The 20,415-nt window shown below is 44.2% G+C and carries 18 protein-coding genes and 2 tRNA genes; 7 read left to right on the top strand and 13 right to left on the bottom strand.

All coding sequences use genetic code 11. The annotated features are described in order from the left end of the window. Nucleotides 1-147: 147 nt before the first annotated feature. The 3 genes from ACS8E3_RS10145 (at nucleotide 148) to ACS8E3_RS10155 (ending at nucleotide 5,083) form a co-directional block, all read left to right on the top strand. Entirely contained in the window at nucleotides 148-1,368 is a 1,221-nt protein-coding gene (locus tag ACS8E3_RS10145) for a PQQ-dependent sugar dehydrogenase (RefSeq protein WP_439244025.1), read from the top strand. A 148-nt stretch (nucleotides 1,369-1,516) separates the two neighbouring features. Beyond that, nucleotides 1,517-3,166 (top strand): BCCT family transporter, encoded by a 1,650-nt coding sequence (locus ACS8E3_RS10150; RefSeq protein WP_439243917.1) that lies wholly within the window; start codon nucleotides 1,517-1,519, stop codon nucleotides 3,164-3,166. Between the two features lie 264 nt (nucleotides 3,167-3,430). Then, nucleotides 3,431-5,083 (top strand): BCCT family transporter, encoded by a 1,653-nt coding sequence (locus ACS8E3_RS10155; protein ID WP_439243919.1) that lies wholly within the window; start codon nucleotides 3,431-3,433, stop codon nucleotides 5,081-5,083. A gap of 223 nt (nucleotides 5,084-5,306) precedes the next feature. On the opposite strand, the gene ACS8E3_RS10160 is transcribed toward ACS8E3_RS10155, so the two are convergent. The 8 genes from ACS8E3_RS10160 to dnaQ all read right to left on the bottom strand — a co-directional run bounded on the left by ACS8E3_RS10160 (nucleotide 5,307) and on the right by dnaQ (nucleotide 13,911). Then, nucleotides 5,307-5,663, bottom strand: a complete 357-nt coding sequence (locus ACS8E3_RS10160) for a DUF3144 domain-containing protein (protein WP_439243920.1) — start codon at nucleotides 5,661-5,663, stop codon at nucleotides 5,307-5,309. 87 nt (nucleotides 5,664-5,750) lie between these two features. Then, nucleotides 5,751-6,917, bottom strand: coding sequence for a methionine adenosyltransferase (metK, locus tag ACS8E3_RS10165; protein WP_025645793.1), 1,167 nt, complete (start codon nucleotides 6,915-6,917; stop codon nucleotides 5,751-5,753). 177 nt (nucleotides 6,918-7,094) lie between these two features. Next, nucleotides 7,095-7,691 (bottom strand): DJ-1/PfpI family protein, encoded by a 597-nt coding sequence (locus tag ACS8E3_RS10170; RefSeq protein WP_439243922.1) that lies wholly within the window; start codon nucleotides 7,689-7,691, stop codon nucleotides 7,095-7,097. A gap of 22 nt (nucleotides 7,692-7,713) precedes the next feature. Then, on the bottom strand, nucleotides 7,714-8,409 hold the full coding sequence (gene nth, locus ACS8E3_RS10175) for an endonuclease III (RefSeq protein ID WP_439243923.1): 696 nt from the start codon (nucleotides 8,407-8,409) through the stop codon (nucleotides 7,714-7,716). Between the two features lie 42 nt (nucleotides 8,410-8,451). Then, entirely contained in the window at nucleotides 8,452-9,324 is an 873-nt protein-coding gene (locus tag ACS8E3_RS10180; RefSeq protein ID WP_439243925.1) for an RnfABCDGE type electron transport complex subunit B, read from the bottom strand. A gap of 68 nt (nucleotides 9,325-9,392) precedes the next feature. Then, the gene (gene nudC / locus ACS8E3_RS10185; protein ID WP_439243927.1) at nucleotides 9,393-10,406 is read right to left on the bottom strand and encodes an NAD(+) diphosphatase; all 1,014 of its coding nucleotides are present in this window, start codon (nucleotides 10,404-10,406) and stop codon (nucleotides 9,393-9,395) included. 27 nt (nucleotides 10,407-10,433) lie between these two features. Further along, the gene (locus ACS8E3_RS10190) at nucleotides 10,434-12,116 is read right to left on the bottom strand and encodes a hypothetical protein (protein ID WP_439243929.1); all 1,683 of its coding nucleotides are present in this window, start codon (nucleotides 12,114-12,116) and stop codon (nucleotides 10,434-10,436) included. Nucleotides 12,117-12,201: 85 nt separating this feature from the next. Next, entirely contained in the window at nucleotides 12,202-13,911 is a 1,710-nt protein-coding gene (gene dnaQ / locus ACS8E3_RS10195) for a DNA polymerase III subunit epsilon (RefSeq protein ID WP_439243930.1), read from the bottom strand. A 189-nt stretch (nucleotides 13,912-14,100) separates the two neighbouring features. On the opposite strand from dnaQ, the gene ACS8E3_RS10200 reads away from it, so the two are divergent. Together ACS8E3_RS10200 and ACS8E3_RS10205 are read left to right on the top strand one after the other, a co-directional pair. After that, nucleotides 14,101-14,658 (top strand): hypothetical protein, encoded by a 558-nt coding sequence (locus tag ACS8E3_RS10200; protein WP_439243931.1) that lies wholly within the window; start codon nucleotides 14,101-14,103, stop codon nucleotides 14,656-14,658. Between the two features lie 135 nt (nucleotides 14,659-14,793). Next, nucleotides 14,794-15,096: a hypothetical protein gene (locus ACS8E3_RS10205; RefSeq protein WP_439243933.1), complete on the top strand. Its 303-nt coding sequence runs from the start codon at nucleotides 14,794-14,796 to the stop codon at nucleotides 15,094-15,096. Between the two features lie 132 nt (nucleotides 15,097-15,228). On the opposite strand, the gene ACS8E3_RS10210 is transcribed toward ACS8E3_RS10205, so the two are convergent. After that, on the bottom strand, nucleotides 15,229-15,732 hold the full coding sequence (locus ACS8E3_RS10210; RefSeq protein WP_439243935.1) for a YkvA family protein: 504 nt from the start codon (nucleotides 15,730-15,732) through the stop codon (nucleotides 15,229-15,231). A gap of 164 nt (nucleotides 15,733-15,896) precedes the next feature. Here ACS8E3_RS10210 and ACS8E3_RS10215 point away from each other — a divergent pair, with 164 nt between their 5' ends. Both ACS8E3_RS10215 and ACS8E3_RS10220 read left to right on the top strand, forming a co-directional pair. Further along, nucleotides 15,897-17,117 (top strand): LD-carboxypeptidase, encoded by a 1,221-nt coding sequence (locus ACS8E3_RS10215; protein WP_439243937.1) that lies wholly within the window; start codon nucleotides 15,897-15,899, stop codon nucleotides 17,115-17,117. Nucleotides 17,118-17,381: 264 nt separating this feature from the next. Then, complete coding sequence (locus tag ACS8E3_RS10220) at nucleotides 17,382-17,732, top strand: hypothetical protein (protein WP_439243939.1); 351 nt, start codon at nucleotides 17,382-17,384, stop codon at nucleotides 17,730-17,732. Between the two features lie 192 nt (nucleotides 17,733-17,924). Here the strand turns inward: ACS8E3_RS10220 and ACS8E3_RS10225 are convergent. From ACS8E3_RS10225 to ACS8E3_RS10240, 4 genes are all read right to left on the bottom strand, one after another. Then, a tRNA-Leu gene (locus ACS8E3_RS10225) sits at nucleotides 17,925-18,011 on the bottom strand. A gap of 161 nt (nucleotides 18,012-18,172) precedes the next feature. Continuing rightward, nucleotides 18,173-18,246 (bottom strand) — tRNA-Cys (locus ACS8E3_RS10230). Between the two features lie 137 nt (nucleotides 18,247-18,383). Continuing rightward, nucleotides 18,384-18,518: a putative transporter small subunit gene (locus ACS8E3_RS10235; RefSeq protein ID WP_439243941.1), complete on the bottom strand. Its 135-nt coding sequence runs from the start codon at nucleotides 18,516-18,518 to the stop codon at nucleotides 18,384-18,386. A gap of 133 nt (nucleotides 18,519-18,651) precedes the next feature. Beyond that, complete coding sequence (locus ACS8E3_RS10240) at nucleotides 18,652-20,301, bottom strand: sodium:solute symporter family protein (protein WP_439244027.1); 1,650 nt, start codon at nucleotides 20,299-20,301, stop codon at nucleotides 18,652-18,654. Nucleotides 20,302-20,415: the final 114 nt, after the last annotated feature.

Genomic DNA, 20,415 nt, shown 5'->3' on the forward strand with positions numbered 1-20,415 from the left:
AAAACTAACCCTTTATCTGCCATAGTAGATAAAGGGTTTTTTATTGCATAATTTCTGTTCGGAGCGACCTGAAGCTTGCTATATTAGAAGACAGACGTCAGCTATAAAAATTAGACTAAAAATATTCAAAGGATAAAGACTATGTTAATGGATAGCCTAAGAAATAAACGCGGCCTAATTAGCTTACCGCTGACTATAACCGTATTACTATTTAGCACTGCCGCTTGTTCAGAACCAACGACTGCGACAGCAAATACAGAAAAAGCCAGTACTGGCGAGCGAGCAGAGGACAGCAAACCCAGCTTTACCACCCAAGCGATAGCGACTTTTGATGAGCCTTGGGCGATGACAGCGTTACCTAAAAACTCAAATAGCACTGAGCCAAAATTACTTGTCACGCAAAAAACAGGTGAGCTATTTATTGTCGATACTGCGACAGGCAAGAAGACGCAAGTCACAGGCGTGCCAAAAGTCGGTTATGGCGGGCAAGGCGGACTTGGTGATATTATCCTAGCGCCAGATTTTGCGACCACTGATGATGTGTATATCAGCTATGTTGAAGCGGGCACAGGTAGTGAGAGCAATACCTATGGTGCAAAGGTTATCAAGGCTAAGCTGACCGGACTGGACACCGCTAAGCCAAGCTTACAAGCGATCACATCGATCTGGCAGCAAGTGCCAAAAGTTGAAGGGCAAGGCCATTATAGTCATCGTTTATTGTTCTCCCCCGATGGACGCTATCTATATATCAGCTCAGGGGATCGGCAAAAAAAGGATCCAGCACAAGATATGATGATGAATTTGGGCAAGATTATCCGTCTACATCCTGACGGCTCAGTCCCTACAGATAATCCTTATGCTGATAATACGGGTATCAGTCAACAGTTCTGGACTACCGGTCATCGCAATGTGCTTGGCATAGCCTTTGATGATAAAGGCCGACTTTGGCAGCATGAAATGGGGCCAAGAGGCGGTGATGAGTTTAATTTGATCGAAAAGGGGGATAACTACGGCTGGCCGCTAGTGTCTAATGGCCGCAATTATTCAGGGACTGACATTCCTGATCATGACACGCGTCCTGATTTTACTGCGCCGAAAGTCAGCTGGACGCCTGTCATCTCACCGTCATCGATGAGCCTTTACGCTTCTGGCAGTCACAATGATTTCCCGGCTTGGCAGGGTAACGCTTTAATCAGTGGCTTGTCTTCAAAAGCGTTAATAGTAGTAGCGATGGATAAGGAGCAAGCGGCGGAGCGCTATCGCTATGATATGGGCGCGCGCATTCGTAGCGTATTGAGCGTCGATGGCGAAGTGTATCTGTTAGAGGATGGCAACAGTAGTAAGCTGTTGAAACTGGTACCTGATTAAGGCTTAACTCAAGTCTAAAGCACTCCTTGGTAAGGCTAACTGACAATGATTCTAGCGTATTACAACTAGGACGTACTATGTAATTTATTGATAATAAAGAGTTGTTTTGTTAAAGTAATGCTTCTAAAAAACTAAGGTTATGAAAACAATGGATCATGTTAAGGTTGAAAGGTTAGGCCCTTTTCCGAGGGTTAATAAACCTGTCTTCATCACGTCAGGTATTTTAATCGTTGGTTTTATCATTTTTGGGGCATTTTTTACTGAAACAGCAGGAGCGCTCTTTACCTTTTTACAAAGCTTTATTACTACCAATTTTGGCTGGTTCTTTATCCTGCTAATGAACGTCGCTTTAGCATTTTGTATTTATCTTATAGCGAGCCGTTATGGCGATATCCGGTTAGGCAATCAAACGGAGCGTGCGCAGTATCCGCTATTTTCATGGATTGCGATGCTATTTTCGGCAGGGATCGGTATTGGACTAGTCTACTGGGGAACTGCAGAGCCCTTGTATCACTATATGGCGCCACCAGTAGGAGAAGCGGAGACTATAGAGTCAGCCAAACAAGCGATGAATATCTCGTTTTTGCATTGGGGCTTACATGCTTGGGCTATCTATACTATCGTCGCGCTAGCGTTGGCGTATTTTCATTTTAGACGCGGTCTGCCACTCTCTATTCGCTCAACTTTATATCCTATTCTCGGTCAAAAGATTTATGGGCGCTGGGGTCATACGGTCGATATCTTAGCGGTATTTGGTACGATGTTCGGTGTTGTAACCTCACTAGGTCTAGGGGTTATGCAAATTAACTCAGGCCTTGAAGGGTTATTCGGTGTACCAAACTCTATCACTGTCCAGTTCGTTATTATTGCAGCGGTGACGGCGCTTGCTTGCGGATCACTGATGCTAGGGCTTGATAAAGGCATCAAGCGCTTAAGCGATATCAATATGGGCTTCACCGGTGTGCTCCTCGCTTTTATGGTAATTTTGGGTCCGACGCTATTTATCTTTGATAGTTTTTTTGAAAATATTGGTAACTATCTAGCAGCTGTAGTGCCCCTTAGTTTTTGGGGCGAAGCTTACAGCGGCACCGATTGGCAGGCAGGTTGGACGATATTTTATTGGGCATGGTGGGTGAGCTGGGCACCATTTGTAGGGGTGTTTATCGCTCGTATTAGCCGTGGTCGTACCATACGCGAATTTGTATTAGGGGTACTACTGATCCCTATGACGATCTTGTTTTTCTGGTTTACTACCTTTGGCGGCGTGGCTATCAACATGGAGCTATTAGCCGGTTTAGATCCCGCCGTAGCCAGCCCAGGCTTGGTGGAAGCGGTACAAGCTGATACTGGTAGCGCTATCTTTAAGCTCGTTGAGTACTACCCATTAACTCAGCCGATTACTTTTTTAATTGTAATTATGATTGTCTTATGGTTTGTGACTTCATCAGACTCAGCAAGTTTTGTCATTGATATGCTCACAGCGGGCGGCGATACCAATCCACCGAAGATTCAGCGTCTGTTTTGGGCGATTATGCAAGGCCTTATCGCTGCGATATTACTTGCAGCGGGTGGCTTAGGTGCATTGCAAGCTGCGGCTATCGTCGCAGGATTACCTTTTGCTTTGGTGGTGTTTACGATGATGTACGCTTTATGGCGTGGTCTTGGCCGTGATCGCTTAATTCTCTACCGCGCTCAGCAGCGTTTTATTACTGATGAGTCTATCGATCATAACACTGCGGATGAGTTTACCGATGAGCACTTACTCAAAGGACCGCCAAAGATTGTCAAAGGCGATTAATCTTTAGCTTAGTACTATAAACAGGTTATCAGTCTCAATCTTTAAGAAGGTTGAGACTTTTTTATGTCCATAACAAAAGCCAAAATAGCCTAAGTACTTGTATTAACCCTAGTTTTTAAGTCTCAAAACTTGATAAGCTATAACAAAGTATCCTTGATTATTTCTAAATTATTTTTGTATATTATTAACTGTATTTTTAGTATTGCATTTGATAAATGCCTTATATCTTGGTAAGGTGACGCAATTTTAAATTTTGGAAACGCTATGGACCATGTAAAAGTTGGCCGCTTAGGCCCTTTTCCACGGGTAAGTAAACCTGTGTTTTTAACCTCAGCTATTTTGATTTTAGTCTTTATTATTTTCGGCGCTTTGTTCAATGAACAAGCTGAAGTGGTCTTTAACGATGCAAAAGCTTTTGTCTCGTTGCGCTTTGGCTGGTTTTTTATCGTCGTGGTGAATTTGGCCTTAGTCATGAGTATCTATATGATATTTAGCCGTTACGGCGATATCAGACTAGGCCACCAGACTGAGAGGCCCGAGTATAACCTAGTCTCATGGATTGGCATGCTATTTTCGGCGGGTATCGGTATTGGCCTGCTATATTGGGGTACTGCTGAGCCGCTATATCACTTTATGGCACCGCCTTTAGGAACGCCTGAGAGTGTTGAAGCTGCTAAGCTTGCGATGAATATCTCGTTTTTGCATTATGGGTTTCATGTTTGGGCCATTTACGGTATTGTCGCTTTGGCTTTGGCCTATTTTCACTACCGTGTTGGCCTACCTTTAGCTATTCGCTCAACGCTTTATCCTTTACTCGGTAAAAAAATCTATGGACCTATGGGACATACGGTAGATACGCTAGCAGTATTTGGAACGATGTTTGGGGTTGTGACTACGCTTGGCCTAGGAGTGTTGCAGATCAACTCAGGTCTAGACACGCTATTTGGTATTCCCAATAATATTACTGTGCAAATTATTCTGATTGCTGTTATTACCGTATTGGCAGGCATGTCGCTATTTTTGGGCTTAGATAAGGGTATCAAGCGCTTAAGTGATATTAATATCCTATTTACAATTATCTTGCTTAGCTTTGTGATTATCTTAGGTCCGACGCAGTTTATCTTTAATAGTTTCGTTGAAAACGTTGGTAATTACTTGCATCAAGTGATTCCTTTAGGTCTTTGGACGGAGTCTTATGAAGGTCAAGAAAACTGGCAGTCATCTTGGACTATCTTCTACTGGGCATGGTGGATCAGTTGGTCACCTTTCGTTGGCGTATTTGTCGCTCGTATCTCACGTGGCCGTACCATACGCGAGTTTATTTTGGGCGTGTTATTAATTCCTATTACTATTCTTTTCTTATGGTTCACCGCTTTTGGTGGCTCAGCAGTTCATATGGAATTGATGGCAGCAGCTGATCCAAATATGGCTAGCCCTGGCCTAATCGAGGCAGTCAAAGCTGATACCGGTAGCGCTATCTTTAAGCTAATGGAGTCATATCCATTAACTGCAGCGGTTAATCTACTCATTGTAATCATGATTGTATTATGGTTTGTGACCTCATCAGATTCTGCTAGTTTCGTCATTGATATGTTGACCTCTGGTGGTGATACCAATCCGCCTAAGATCCAGCGTTTATTCTGGGCAGGTACTGAAGGCGTTATCGCAGCGGTGCTTTTAGCAGCTGGTGGTTTAGGCGCTTTGCAAGCGGCATCGATTGTCTCAGGCTTCCCATTTGCTATCGTGATTATGATTATGATGTATTCATTGCTGCGTGGTTTGAGCCGAGATCATTTGATTCTGTATCGTAATCAGCAATGGTTTACGACTGAGGAATCAGCGGATCATAACTCAGCCAATGAGTTTCGTGATGAAGACCTGTTGACAGGTCCACCTGCTCGTGAAAAAACTGATTAATCGGTAAATTAAAAGTCAGTTCAGTAACGGTTTCTTTTTAATAGCAAAAGCCTCAACTTATTAGCTAAGTTGGGGCTTTTTATTGTTTATTATTCGCAACCGGTAACTGTTTTGATAAAGATAACTGTCATCCATAAAAATAGCCTATCTTGTGGATAGGCTAATAGTTCAAGGACGCTATTGCTAAAGCCAAGGCTTCAACGCAAGGTCTGATGTTTATAGACTAGGACTGCTTTTCGATGTTGATGTATTTATCGAAGTTTTGTGCGTAGTCAGTGAGATTGTCGCTGAGCATTTGACGATACTGTTTGACATAAAACTCGACGATATCGTCTTTTTCTTTGGCAAAATCTTCACCTTTCACAAAGCCAATAGAAGCAACTGAAGCGCTATAACGCGCGGCGGCATAAAGTAGTGAAGCACCGACTTGGCCTGAGTGCGCATTTTCGCCTAATTGGCTATTAGCAACGCCAATGATCTCATCAGCGCGCTGATAAAAAGACTGCATCTCAGGAGTGATTTCGACCTTGTTTTCAGTATTGTCTGTAGTGGTAGCGTTTGGCATATTGGCGTCAGACATAAAAGACTCCGTTAAGTAAATGAGTTAAATCGTATGTTATTTAAATAGTTTGTATTTTGCAGAGTAGATATAGCTTCTTTTTAAAGACTACAAGCCGGCATCAGCTTTCAGGATTTCAGCTTTGTCGGTTTTTTCCCAAGTAAATGCGGTCTCAGATCCAGGACGACCAAAGTGACCGAAGGTTGAGGTCTGCTGATACATAGGCTGTAGTAGGTTGAGCATACGCGTAATACCATAAGGACGTAAGTCGAAATGCTTACGAATTAGGCGAATAATCTCGTCATTATCAATTTTGTTCGTGCCAAAGGTGTTGATAGAAATAGAAGTCGGCTCGGCTACTCCAATAGCATAGCTCACTTGTACTTCACAGCGATCGGCAATACCAGCAGCAACGATGTTTTTCGCGACATAACGCACCGCATAAGCGGCACTACGATCGACCTTGGAGGGGTCTTTACCACTAAAAGCACCACCGCCATGACGAGCCATACCGCCATAAGTGTCAACGATGATTTTGCGGCCTGTCAAACCAGCATCCCCGACAGGGCCGCCAATCACAAACTTACCGGTTGGATTGATATGATAGCGCGTGCCTTTATGCAACAGATCGGCTGGTAGTACATGCTTGATGATGTTTTCCATGATGGCCTCTTGCAAGTCCGCTTGTGAGATACTGGGATCATGCTGGGTAGATAGTACTACCGCATCGATAGCGACAGGGCGATTGCCATCATAGTTGAGTGTTACTTGTGCTTTGGCATCGGGACGCAGCCAAGGTAGCTCGCCTGCACGGCGCAGCTCAGACTGACGCTGCATCAAGCGGTGGGCGTATTCAATAGGAGCGGGCATTAACACATCAGTCTCGTTACTGGCATAACCGAACATTAAACCTTGATCGCCAGCACCTTGCTCTTCTGGGCTACTACGATCGACGCCTTGGGCAATCTCAGGCGACTGCTTGCCGATCATGTTGATAACCGCGCAAGTCTCGCCATCAAAACCTAAGTCCGAATGATGATAGCCGATACCATTAACAGTATCACGAACGATACGCTCGATATCGATATTAGCCGTGGTAGAGATTTCACCGGCTAATACGACAGCGCCTGTTTTAACTAAAGTCTCACAAGCGACTCGGGCATGCAGATCTTCACGCAAAATGGCGTCGAGTAGGGCATCAGAGATTTGGTCAGCCATTTTATCAGGATGGCCTTCGCTGACAGACTCTGAGGTAAATAAACTGTATTCACGCATAATGGGATCGCTTAATGGCAGGGACTGTTTTAAAAACTAGTCATTATTTATTAAATGTTATAAAAATAGGTCAAAAAAATTACCATATCTTACCGTGATTTAGCTCAAAACTCTAGGGTGACTTTACGAATCAGGGAAGCGAATTGAGATAAACCAAATTAAGTTTAACTTTGGGTATCAAGAGTTATAGAAGCTATCGTGCTCAGCGTCTTGCTGCCATTGATATTCAGTGTAATTAGCCACCTGATAAGCAGTAGCTATACCGTGTCTATCAGCAATAAACCCTAGCGCCATATCCATGCCGGCACTAACTCCTGAAGAAGTGTAATACTTGTCATCGACCACCCAACGCGCTTGTTTTATCCATTGCACTTGCTCGGACTGCGCGGTAGCCCATTGCCAAGATAATTTATTAGAAGTAGCTCTCTTACCGTCCAATATTCCGGCTTTGGCTAATAGAGCGCTACCCGTACAGACACTGAGTACCCAATCGGCTTGGGTACTCAATGAGACTAAAGCCTGTGAAAAATCAGTGGCTTTAACGACTTGCCGCGTGCCCATGCCGCCGACGATTAATAAAATATCAGTCGAATGGTTCAAATCAGCTATGGCCGTTGTCTGCAAAGCAGCACCATGTTTATTGCTAACAACCCCGCCTAACAATGAGCCATATTGAATCCGGTAATGCTCAGGCAAGCTTCCAAACATTTGAATAGGACCAAATAGGTCCAAGGTTTCAAAATTATCAAAAAGTAGGGCGGTCAGGGTTTGCATAGTATTGACTCGGTTTGCAAGATTATAATTCTAAAAATTTAGCTTTATCCTTAAACATACATTCTTCATACACCGGACAAGCGCCGCATTTCGGTGTGCGCGCCTGACAAGTATAACGCCCATGTAAGATCAGATAATGATGCGCATCGAGTAGTAGATCTTCTGGAATACGCGCGACTAGCTTCTGCTCAACGATTAAGACGTTTTTACCCGTCGCAAGGCCGGTACGATTACCAACGCGAAAGATATGGGTGTCGACTGCCATAGTCGGCTGACCGAAAGCTGTATTAAGCACCACATTAGCAGTCTTGCGGCCCACACCTGCTAATGACTCAAGGTCTTTACGGTTATCAGGCACTTGGCTGTCAAACTTATCGATCAAGTCGCGGCAAGTCTTTATCACGTTTTTGGCTTTTGAATTATAGAGGCCAATGTTTTGGATATAGGGTTTGAGCCCTTCCTCACCCAATGCATAAATGGCTTCGGGCGTATTAGCGACAGGATAAAGCTGATTAGTAGCAATATTAACGCTGACGTCAGTTGCTTGCGCAGAGAGGATAACGGCGATGAGCAGCTCAAAGTTGCTTTTAAAGTGCAGCTCAGTGACGGGCTCATCTATAGTGGCAGCGAGCTTTTCAAAGAACGGCCTGATATTGCGCTTGGGCATCAGTCTCGATGGCGGCGTATCAGCAGTTTTATTTTTAACGGTTTTACTCATAGGATGACGTCTTAGTTGTATTACTTTTTATAGCGTGTTTCGTTATAACGCGGCTAGCTCTTCTTGTAATGCGATAAGCTCGCTTTGCTTGTTGTCATTGGGACGCACGCTTAACTGCTTTTCTAGCTTTTTGATTTTGCTCCGTAGTTTTGCTGCAGCAATTGTATTTTTGGCTTGTTGCTCGCTAATTTCGAGAGACTGGCTAGCGGCATTATTGAGCTTGGCCTCGACCATACTGACGACTGGCTTGGCATTACTGCTATCGGCGAGCTGCTTGGTGACTCGCCTTAGATGGGTATGATAACGCTGACGCAGATCGTCTTGTTCTTGTTCGCGCGCGCTAGTGGTTAGATCACGATGCACCGTCACTAGATCGATGCAATCTACCGGGCAGGGCGCAAGGCATAGCTCGCAGCCGGTGCAAAGATCGGTAAAAATCGTATGCATATGCTTACCGGTACCGACGATGGCATCGACCGGACAGGCAGGGATACACTTAGTGCAGCCAATACAGTCGTCCTCACGGATGATCGCGCGTACTTCGGTTGGACGCTGAGTGGCAGCATCTATCGGCCACTTGGAAGGCTCGGCAATGACAGGAATATCACCATCATCAATACTAATAGGGCTATCATTATCGCTATCTGCAAGGATTTGGGCAATAGCTTCGGTAACCGGCTGTCCACCAGGCACGCATTTATTATAAGGTTCGCCATCGACAGCGATCGCTGTCGCATAAGGCAAGCAGCCATCAGGGTGGTCACACAGTCCGCATTGGGTCTGTGGTAAGCAAGCATCGATCTGGGCGATCTTAGTTTGTGTTGCCCTTGGCAGCGACTCTAACGCTTGAGAATCGAACAATAGCGGCAGATCAGCTAAGCGAATCGGTAAGGGGTGAGTATGGTTATCAGACATGGAATACTGGCCTTAAAGCGGGCATATAATAAATAATAAAGGTATTGACTACCAGTTAGAATAGACTTTTAAGAAAGCGTAACGCCTTGCTCTGCAGCGATTTGAGCGATTAACTCATAAGCGATGCTGCCTTTAAAAGGTATCTTTGGCAGGTTTGATAAATCAAAAAAGTCTGCGTGCGACAGCTCATCTTCTTGCAGCACGAGATCGCCACTGTCATAACTGGCCCGAAAGCCGAGCATTAAGTTAGAAGGAAATGGCCAAGGTTGACTACTAACGTAGCGAATGTCTGATAAGCGAATGCCTACTTCTTCAAATACTTCTCGCACCACCGCATGCTCTAAGCTCTCACCAGCTTCTACAAACCCTGCAATCAAGCCATACTGTAACGGTAAGCTTGTCTGACCATAGCGGTGATGATGGGCTAATAATATTTGCATCTCGCCGGTCTTAGGGTTTGGGCGAGTAATAGCCGTAATCACGCACGGCTGTACACGCGGATACTGACGTAAGTGGCAAACGCTGCATACCATCGCCCGCTCACCAGAGTCCGCCGCGCTAACCCCCGCACTACAGCGACTACAAAACTGAGTATCCGCTTGCCAGCGCAGCAGCTGCATGGCCTGACTGATCTGATCGGCGAGCGCTACTGGAATCTGAGTGAGCAACTGCCGATAAGAGATAAAAGCGTTTATAGCGCCATTGTCATCAGCATCATTTGCTTGAATGTCAGTTTGGTCGATTGGCGCTGAGATGGAGTCAATATCATCGCGGATAGTCGGTAGCGTGAGTTGATTGATTTTTGCATAGTGATAGCTGATAGCATACGCGGCCGGAGCATTATTCGCTGTCAGACTAGTGGTTTTGGCGCTTATGCCGTTATCGCTATTCTTTATTTGCCAATGTCCACTTTGTTGCCAGTGGCTTGGCGCTAAGCTCTCTAACAGCTCAACACGGCCTAACTGATAAGGGGGTAGGTTGCGATCTGACTCAGCCGATAAGTCGATAGATAAGGGCTGCCAACCTGTAGATGTCTGGCGACATAAGACAGTATCTTTTTCGATTATAAAAGCAGTACTCATTCACATCCGTCCACAGTATTTAAGCGACTAGGCAGCCAGTAGTTGGCTTAAGCTATGTTGACCGACATCTAGCGAGCGTTTATTTACCGGACGATTACTCTCAAAACCATCTAAGCGATAATCCACGGACATCAGCACATCAGCCATGTGACTGAGGGTTTGCTCGCTGAGAGGCTGCGGGCTTGATAGAGAGGTTTGGGTGAAGCTTGCCAATTGACTAAACATATTTGCTAAAGCGGGTAATTCTAAGAAGCGTAGCGCTCCTGCCACTTGCCGAATCATCTCTGGTATTTCTTCTAGCATAGATAGCTGCGCATCATCTGCAGTTATATAATTAGTGATAGCGTGCTCGGCTTTTATGATATTACTACGGCTTTCTTGTACTAAAGCATCATAAGCAGTATCAAGCTGATGCAAAGAGATTTGCTGATTATTCAGCGATAAGTTAATCGCGCCAGGCGTATGCATTTTTGCCATAGCAATCGAAGCGTTTTCGGCAGCCATCAGCGCTAATAATAACTCATCAAAATCCTCAGGTTTTGGGTTGTCCCATTTGGCGACCGCGTTAGCTGCACTCGTGAGTAGAGCTGCAGTATCGCTTAGACCTAATAGGCTCAGACTAGAGCGCAGCTTAGCTATTTTAGTAGCGATATCAGCCGGTTGGATAGGAGTAGCGGTGACGGTATTGGCGCGTGCGTAACTATCCACTTGCTCCTTGATGAGATTTATTTTTTCTTGGATTAGCTCATTTGAGATGTCAGTAATGGCGCGGTTAGGACCAAACAAAAAGCGTTTCATCTGTTCGCGCTGTGATGACTCAAGCTGGTTGTTTGCGTACTGCTCACGCAGCTTTTGCGCCTGCTCATTGTCGCGGCTACAAGCAAAGCTGACCAGATCCGCAAAACGAATATCCATCACTGGCAGATAGCTATTAAACTGCTGCTCTAAGTAGATCAGGGTGTGTTTTTGGCTTAGAGATAAAGGAAGCAGGGTTTCGATATCGATTATCGCTGCTGCAGCGGCTTGCCAAAACAGGCTACTACTGTGGCCAGCGATATAAGCACAGGCGGCGCTCATTGCTTTGAGCTTCTCAGCTTCACTAGTCGAGATGTTGCCGTCTGTATTGGTCAATAAAACGCCAAGACCGTTGCGATAGACGTTGGTTAATAGATGACTATCAAGCCCAAGCGTGTCTAAGGATTGAAAGTTGGCTTCAGGGTTAGCGATAATCACGCTGCTGCGACCAAAGTCGGCAAAATAATCGTTATCGATAGGCGTTTCATCGGCATATGTTTGTAGCTTGTGAATAATAGGTAATAATAAGCTTGGCTCTACAGTCTCAGTCAATAGCACAAATTCGACATAGCGATCTAAGGTCATTATGGCCTCTGAGAGATCCATAATCAGCGCGATATTAGTATTATCTTGACTATCATGAAGCTGCTGCAAGCCCTGCGCGATAGCTAGGCTTAAAACTTGACCGCCTTTGAGCGATATCAGCTCAAAAATACGCGATAACTGCGTCAAAACTTCTACTGAGTCGAGCAATAAAGGCGCTTGTGTTTGATTGTCATTAAAGTCGCTCAAATGGATCTCAGCATTTTTTAGGGTAACTATGATTTCGCTATGCAATAAGTGCAAAGAGGGTAAGTCAAAGTTGGTGATACTAAGCGTAGGAGCGCTCAAAGTGGTTTGCTCAGACTGACTCATAGTGTTCCCTTATCAATTATAATTAATAGCCGTAAACGAATGATAGCGTATAGTGTTTAAATTCCATAGTACTTCTTGGCACAGCTTACCAATTCGCTAAGCTATCATTCATTACCGGATAGTCTTCAGCCAAATTCATAAACCAATCGCGATTCGCCTTATCATCTTGGCTGGAGTCGAGTAATAGCGACGCTAAATTGGCAAAGGTAGCATGAGCTGTCTGGCCTCCTTCGCTAGTAATATCTTCTTCAATCGCTAATGATACCTGACCGCCGGTCATCGCTAGATAGACTTCCGCCAAAATCTCCGAATCTAGTAAAGCGCCATGAAAGGTACGGTCTTGTTTGCCGACATCTAAGCGGCGCACCAGAGCATCTAGAGTATTTTTTTGTCCTGGATATTGCTGTTTAGCCATCAGCAGCGAGTCAGTGACTTGTACCCGCTCTGCAAAGTCTGATAGACCGACTTTGTTAAATTCCATAGTTAAAAAGTTCATATCGAACGAAGCGTTATGAGCGATGATTTCTGCGCCATCCATAAAGTCATAAAGCTTTTGTGCGACTTTATCAAAGGTAGGCTTATCTTGTAAGAAAGCCTCAGAGATACCATGAATACGTATCACCTCTTCATCCATACCGCGCTGCGGGTTGATATAGACATGGAGCTTTTCGCCGGTGAATTTTCGGCCGACCATCTCAACGATACCCACTTCGATGACTCTATCGCCTTTTAACGCATCAAGCCCAGTCGTCTCAGTATCCATTATCAGCTGACGATTGCTCTCACCACGGTGTGTAGGCTCGGGCAGTAACGGCTGAAAATGAGGATTAGCGCGGCTCGTATCGCCATCGAATGCTGGTAACTCGGCCGCTTGTGTATCAGAGTGCTGTAAATCAGTATCGGCAGTCATATCTGTACTCGCAGTATCAGTCATAGTAGAGGGCAGGACGCTCGCGTTATTTGCAGTATTTAAGGTAGTATTTAAAGTGGCATCTAAATGAGTATCTAAAGCTTGATAAGGCTGGCTAGTCGACTGCAGCCCAATAGGGCTATTTATATCGTGGTTTAGCTCGCTTTGTGTCTCTTCTTCAAGCTCATCATCCATGTTATCGATATTATCCATGTCGTCAATAGTATCAAAGTCATCGAGCCCTAAAGGGTCAAAATTCAACCAGTCATTTTCACTGAGCATCGGCTCGTTAATGGCGACTTTTTTTTTACTACTAGCGTCAGTGTTATCTATTATGCTACCGACAGAGGGGCTAGCAAGATTATGCGCGCTACTAGCAGTGACGCCAATATTGGCAAGCTCATCGGCTTTTTCATTACCCGCATGTCCGGCGTGACCTTTTACCCAGTGCCACTCTACCTTACGATCTTGGCGCAGCGCGTCAAGCTGTTGCCATAAGTCTTTATTTGCCACCGGCTTTTTGCCTGCTGTTTTCCAACCGCGCTTTTTCCAGCCGTCAATCCAGTCAGTAATGCCGTTTTTGACATAGCTTGAATCGGTCCAGATCTCTAAAGTGATATCGCTTGCGCTGTGCTGCAAGGCTTGTATAGCTCCCATCAGCTCCATACGGTTATTGGTAGTAGCCTCTTCACCGCCGTATAGGTCCTGAGTACCTCCATCACTAAAGATAAGATGCGCCCCCCAGCCACCAGCGCCGGGATTACCTTTACAAGCGCCATCGGTGTAAGCGATAGTGGTATCGGCTTTGGCGGCTAAGGGGTCCGCTTTATTTAGCGAAGCCGTCTGCGTAGAAGTAGTATGGGCGGCGGAACGATTATCTGACATAAAAACTCGGCGGTTGGATAAGAGCTAAAATAGAGAGTTTGATTATAGCAAATCTATAACCGATAAGGCGACTGGAGACACAAAACGCTATCCTCACAGATCCAAAAAGCAGCGCTCACATTTTCTGTTAGAATGATAACGGCTAACATTAAATCCCAACCCAAAACCCAAACTTAGGAAGACTTGACGATGGCTAAAGGCGCAGATGTTATTGGCAAACCTTTTACGACCTTGCTCGCTAGTATAACTGTCTGTAGCGTATTATGGCTAGCAGGCTGTAGTGAGACTGATCCTAAAGCTACAAGCGTTGAGTCTACAGTATCTCAGCCAGATGTTTCTATATTCGCAGGATGTTATACCGTAAGCTTTGACGAGCCGGCACAAATAAAGGTCAGCGAACAGGCCGACGAGTGGATTATGCAAATGAAAGAGCCTGCCAGTAGCGGGCGAGTCTGGGATGATCCTGAAATATTAGAAGTGGTGAATCACGAAGAGATTCCTAAATTCTTCTCGATTGATCCCGATAATGTCGATGCGGTCATCGCGCGCCCTGATAGAGTGCTGGTGTTAGCACATGTTAAACCTGCTTATGCCAATATTGACCCTTTACTCGATAGTGAGTATTTGTCTTATATTTACCGCGGCGCTAATACCATCTACCGCGTAGAGTGCGATGAGGTCAATACCGATATTTTAGCTAATCCGCATGCCAATATCGTCATTGATAATGTCAATGAAAGTATTTAGTCTTTATGCCAGTGCCAGTGCCAGTGCCAGTGCCAGTGCCAGTACTGATAATAGTGTCGATAGCGCTGCCAATACCTTTTGTATTGCCGATAACAACATCCAATAAGTAAATGGTCAAGAATTGAGTCAGATATTATGAATTTTTTGAGTTATGTAGTGTTAGGCGGTCTCTCTTATGCCGCAGGTTGGATGATTCGCACTAAAGTCTTAGATAAAGAAGCACCAGAGCAGCCTTACAATCTAAAGCATCCCGCTATCTTAGGGTATATGGGTGGGTTTTTTATCATTATGCTGATCGTATCTTGGTTGATTGGCCGTTACATGCTAGGTCATATCCATATTGACCTGCCTTTTATCATCGTTAATAGCCTCGTTGCGACCTTTGTGTTCTCTTTTGGGCTCAATCCAGAAAAGTCCAACTATGATGTGCCTGACTGATTGCTACTAGGGTAACTGCCGCTAGAATAATAGTGAATAGACAAACGAAACCACGGTCAACGAGAATGCCTCGTTGACCGTGGTTTTATCATGCAGGGGTAAATAACATTAAGAGACTAATAGTTAATCAGCTTATGACTTTTTATCAGTATCGCCATCCTTATCTTTTTCAGCTGATTTCTTATCCTTCTTATTTTCTTTATCTTTCGCTTTAATTTCTTTGTCTTTTCTATTGGCGGTGTCTTGATCAGCATCTTTATCATCAGGTGCTGACCGCTCTTTTTTCCATTTTTTATATTTTAATAAGTCTTTTTCCATCAGCTTTAAACAAAACCCTAACACTAAGGCGTCATCGATATGACCGATAAAAGGGATGAAATCTGGGATAATATCAATAGGGTTGAGGACATAAAGAAGCCCAACCACTGCCGCTGAAATAGTTTTGTAAGGAATATTACGGTAGTTCCCCTGATAATAGTCTTTGACTAAGCTCATAAGCAGCAGTAAATCTTTGGCGTAACGTTCAAGTCCGCGATCGCTTTCGACTTGGTCCTTTATTTTATCTTCTTTACTGACAATCAGCTTGATGCTCTCTAGCAGTCCTTTCTCATCTTTTTCTTTATTTTTATCACTCATAAATAAAATCCTTGTTTTTTATTGGTTGTCGATTGTCATTATTCTTACTAATTGATGGTTACTAGCTGATAGTTACTATAGCAAGGGTAAGCTTGAGCACCAAATGACTAGATAGGGTATTATGTATCGTTTTATTAAGTCTGATTACAGTTTGCAGGATAGTGATGACTAAAATAGTATCTAAGATCAACCGTTGGCAGTTTTTGCGTCATATGGGCGTAGGGGTAAGTGCCAGTTTATTAGCGAGCCAAAGTGTGGTTAATGCTATGGCAAATGATGAGTTATTGACGGTTGATAGCCTTACCGCGCTCACAAAAGATGAGCTACCGACGGCGTTATCTGGGTCTGAGGCGCATTCTTGGCAGGTCGCTCAGATAAGCCAGTGTATTAAACCGACCATTGAAACGCGGTTATTTGCAAGCTCCAACGTCGGCAGTCGTGACGCTCGCAACCAGTTGGCGTTGCAGCGCGTGGCCTGTGCTGGCTTGCAAGTGCAAAACCCTGAGATCGTCAGCCGTCAGTATCTACGCTTCGCTGGCACTGATTCGCAGCGTGCCAGTGACTTGCAGAACATCGCGACTGGAGCGATTAGCGCACCCAATTTATTGCTTGGCGTGCGCGGTGGTTATGGCGCCTCTCGTCTATTACCGATGGTTGATTGGGCAACGCTAGGTCGTCTAATGCAGGAGCGCGGCACTATTTTGACCGGATTCAGTGACGTCACCGCTATTCAGTGTGCGCTGCTCGCCAAAAGTAACATGAGCTCGCTAGCTGGCCCTATGCTCTATAGCGAGTTTGGTAAAACCGCGCCTGATCGGATCAGTTGTCAGCAATTTGTAGAAGCTTTAACTAATCCTAAGCTCACTATCGAAGTCAATAACGCCGAGCTTACTAGCCCAAAGCTGCCGGCTATTTTGGCAACTAATGACAGCCGCTCAATAACAGGCACGATTTGGGGCGGCAATCTCAGTGTGGTATCGGCACTGACAGGAAGCGAGTATCTACCGCGTATCGATGGCGGTATTATATTCTTAGAAGATGTCGGCGAGCAGACTTATCGTATCGAGCGCATGCTATATGAACTATATCTAGCGGGCGTATTCAAAAACCAACAAGCTATTGTATTCGGTGCATTTTCTGGAACTGGCGAGGATAGCTACGATAAGCGTTATGATGTTGCTACTGTCGTTCGTCAGTTGCACAAATTGACAAGGCTACCTATTTATAGTGGTATGCGCTTTGGGCATATCGCGCAAAAAGCGAGCTTCCCATTAGGAGCGACTTGTGAGATTCAACCAAACACTAGCGGCGGTTATCAGCTGAGCTTTTCAGATTACCCCACTATTGGCACAAGGGCTCTTCATGTTCAAGGGCTGTGGGCTTGATTGCTAGCATCTAAGCAGTACATTAGTTTTAACTGGTAAAACCCTGCAAATACTTCCATACTCAACAAGTCTATAGTTCTCTGAAGCATATATAGTTGCATTTGTCACTTGCAGCGCCAAAACATTAGCAAACCGTTAATGAAAGCAAACAAAACCCTCCTACTAGTTAAAGTATTTATTATTAAAATTAAAAGTACATTCAACTTGATCTTGAATCTATGAGTATTGTTGATATCTTATCTTGCCTATAAAGAAGGTACCCTTATGAAAAATTTACTATTGGATCAATTATTTCAAAATAAGCTAAAGATGACCTTATTAGCAAGTGTTCTTGCCCTAAGTGGCTGCAGTACTGAAACAGAAGAAAGTACTGATACTAATCAGATAGAGTCTAGCGAAGTAACGCCTGTAAATGCAGAGTCTAGCGACATAACCGCTGGACAAACCGAAGAGGGTATGGAAGGTAACACAAACAATTCTACTGAGGATGCAGAAGATGAAGGAGGGACATCATATTATTCTAGTACAGAAGGTGGGCAAGAAGTTGATGATACGGTCTATATTAATGAGAACAATTCAAACCTAGATCAAACACCGGCAGATGGCGTTCAATAATTTTTTTATATAGAAACATTGAGTAAGGTGTTTAGTAAATATAACCGCTTATTCTATGCAAAGAGTCATCATTAAAAATTAAGTATACTTATTAGTGCATAGATTGAGGTAAATAAAGTAGGAAAGTACAGAATATTAACAACAAAAAAAACCGCAAATCGTCATGATTTGCGGTTTTTTCTACTACTATAATGGTACCCGGAGCCGGACTTGAACCGGCACGCTATTTCTAGCGAGGGATTTTAAATCCCTTGTGTCTACCAATTTCACCACCCGGGCAAAACTTATTTTATCTAATTGATCAACTAGCTGATAGACTGTCTAGTTACTAGATAAGTGCTCGCTATTATAAGCCGTTATCTCAATAATGCAAGTCAAAATTGAGATAATTTTTATATATAAAACTATCAATAAAAACTTGAATAGTTGAGCGATATAATTGGAGGCTGGAGTCGGAATCGAACCGGCGTCTACGGATTTGCAATCCGCTGCATAACCACTGTGCTATCCAGCCAAGGGTCACTATATTAGCAAAATTAATTCAAAATACAAGCTATTTTTTGGTTAAACTTTGCTTATTTATCGTCGGACTCCTACAAATATTAATTAATAGAGCTAATACAAGCAGTTAGCTTACTTTAATGGAGCAAGTTAGACGATATCTTTATTGTTGCGTTTGGCTTTTTGAATATCGCGATAGGTTGCGGTGCAAATCAAGACTAGCACCGCTAAAGTAATAGCAGGCCAGATCAAGATATACAGGCCGTAAATAAAAGTGTTATCCATATTGTCTCCTTTTTATGGCTGTTTAATAGGGTCTGAGCAATAGCCACTAAATAAGTACTTGTTAGCGGCTATAGGCTCACTACTGTATTTAGCAAAGGTTGGCTGACTTTCATCCGTGTCAACCAACTTTATCTTAACGCTTGGGAGTAGGAGTTACCTTAGCTTTTTTATCATAGTCGCCAACGCGTTGTTTGATTAAATCAAAATCAAAGCGCTCATTACCCATTAAGCTCACGAGTGTACAGACGATAGTACTAACACCATAAGCGGTTAAAGAGGCGACTAACACCATGTAATCGCGTAAGAAACCCGTTGCAAATATCAACATCAATATAAGCGTTATCACAGCCGCGCCCATACCCGCTTTACGTCCTAAGAAACCAAAGACCATAAGCCCAATAACCACAGCTGCGCCAACGCTCGCCATGACCTCAAAGAAGAGGGCAGTGATACCGGTAATCGGGATCAACTCAAAACGGGCGATACAGAAGAATATCAACGCGACAATGACCGCAGAGGTAAACGCAACATTGGTGACGCGGTTCCAAAACACACTAGCGATAACGGGGAAGACGACCGCGCCCCATAACGCGCCAACGAATACTAGCATCACTAAGATGTCGAGTTTGAAGCTGGCAAATATTAGACCAGCAGCAGTGGCGACGATCATCGTACCACGGCCCACAAGCATCATCGTTTTTGGTTTGACATTGCCTTTTTTGGCGATATTTTTGCCGTAGACATCCGCCATCATAATCGTCGATAGTGCGGACAAATCAGAATCCGCCGTCGAAGATAATGAGCCGATAACTAGAATAAAGAACAGCGCAATAAATATAGGATGTAAATAGGTGCTAACCATTTGTGGAATCAGGTTATTCATATCGCCATTTAGCGGCTCAATACCTATAGTCAGCGCCATCAGACCTATCATACCTAGACCGATAACGATGCCTGCGTAACCGACAGTAGCGGTGACAAAGGTAGCTTTAATTTTGTCTTGATCAATAGCAAACAGCCTTTGGGTAATCGTTTGATTACCAATCGCATAAGCTAGTACCGCGACAAAGAAAGGCGCTCCTTGCATTAAGAAGGCTTCTGATGAGAAGAAGTCTTGCTGCTCAAGAGTTAGATTAGATAATCCTTCTACCATGACGGTAGGACCGCCCATGGAGAATAGCACGGCAGGAATGATCACCACACCGATAGCCATTAAAGCCACCAGCTGAGCAAAATCGGTAAAGACTGAAGCTCTAAAGCCTGAAGTCAAAGTATAACTTAAGACGCCGATACCGGCGATGAGTACACCAGTCTGAAAGGATAAGGGTGATAATACTGACACTAGCGCACCAGCAGCAGTGAAGTTGACCATCAAGCTAATTAAGCTGCCCATAAGATTAGATATGGCTAAAATCAATTGGCTTGATGAGCCGTGGCGGGCGTGGATAAGCTCGCCTAAAGTATGACCGTTGGGGGCCAATTCGCGAAAGCGCATACCGAACGGGTAGATGAATAAAATCATCAATGCGCCCCAAAAGCCGTAATGAATCGGACCGGACACACCGTATTTATAACCGGAGGTAGCCGCTGCATAGAAGGAAGCCGCCCAAATCCAAGTAGCGGTCATACTAGCGGCGCCCATACCGAAGCCAACACCGTGTCCTGCGACCATAAAACCACTGGTCGATTCTTTGTCCTTTTTAATCAGTAAAGAGAGTAAGTAAGTACCCCCATAAAAAGCAACTAACAGTAAAATAACGGTTAGCGCCGAGAATTGAAACAGTGACTCGTTTTGCAAATTTGCACCTCACTATATCTATAATTAGGAATCAAAATAAAGCGAATACTAAAGTAAATCCCCTTAGTATTTAATTTTTGTGTCAATAACCTAACACAG

The organism is Psychrobacter sp. 2Y5 (genome assembly GCF_051847375.1).
Taxonomy (GTDB): domain Bacteria; phylum Pseudomonadota; class Gammaproteobacteria; order Pseudomonadales; family Moraxellaceae; genus Psychrobacter.

Coding starts and splice junctions, on each gene's coding strand:
- dnaQ (WP_439243930.1), bottom strand. CDS start 13,911: ATGTCAGATAATCGTTCCGCCGCCCATACTACTTCTACGCAGACGGCT.
- nth (WP_439243923.1), bottom strand. CDS start 8,409: ATGAGTAAAACCGTTAAAAATAAAACTGCTGATACGCCGCCATCGAGA.
- ACS8E3_RS10215 (WP_439243937.1), top strand. CDS start 15,897: ATGACTAAAATAGTATCTAAGATCAACCGTTGGCAGTTTTTGCGTCAT.
- ACS8E3_RS10220 (WP_439243939.1), top strand. CDS start 17,382: ATGAAAAATTTACTATTGGATCAATTATTTCAAAATAAGCTAAAGATG.
- ACS8E3_RS10190 (WP_439243929.1), bottom strand. CDS start 12,116: ATGAGTCAGTCTGAGCAAACCACTTTGAGCGCTCCTACGCTTAGTATC.
- ACS8E3_RS10150 (WP_439243917.1), top strand. CDS start 1,517: ATGGATCATGTTAAGGTTGAAAGGTTAGGCCCTTTTCCGAGGGTTAAT.
- ACS8E3_RS10170 (WP_439243922.1), bottom strand. CDS start 7,691: ATGCAAACCCTGACCGCCCTACTTTTTGATAATTTTGAAACCTTGGAC.
- ACS8E3_RS10235 (WP_439243941.1), bottom strand. CDS start 18,518: ATGGATAACACTTTTATTTACGGCCTGTATATCTTGATCTGGCCTGCT.
- metK (WP_025645793.1), bottom strand. CDS start 6,917: ATGCGTGAATACAGTTTATTTACCTCAGAGTCTGTCAGCGAAGGCCAT.
- nudC (WP_439243927.1), bottom strand. CDS start 10,406: ATGAGTACTGCTTTTATAATCGAAAAAGATACTGTCTTATGTCGCCAG.
- ACS8E3_RS10180 (WP_439243925.1), bottom strand. CDS start 9,324: ATGTCTGATAACCATACTCACCCCTTACCGATTCGCTTAGCTGATCTG.
- ACS8E3_RS10200 (WP_439243931.1), top strand. CDS start 14,101: ATGGCTAAAGGCGCAGATGTTATTGGCAAACCTTTTACGACCTTGCTC.
- ACS8E3_RS10155 (WP_439243919.1), top strand. CDS start 3,431: ATGGACCATGTAAAAGTTGGCCGCTTAGGCCCTTTTCCACGGGTAAGT.
- ACS8E3_RS10145 (WP_439244025.1), top strand. CDS start 148: ATGGATAGCCTAAGAAATAAACGCGGCCTAATTAGCTTACCGCTGACT.
- ACS8E3_RS10210 (WP_439243935.1), bottom strand. CDS start 15,732: ATGAGTGATAAAAATAAAGAAAAAGATGAGAAAGGACTGCTAGAGAGC.
- ACS8E3_RS10160 (WP_439243920.1), bottom strand. CDS start 5,663: ATGTCTGACGCCAATATGCCAAACGCTACCACTACAGACAATACTGAA.
- ACS8E3_RS10205 (WP_439243933.1), top strand. CDS start 14,794: ATGAATTTTTTGAGTTATGTAGTGTTAGGCGGTCTCTCTTATGCCGCA.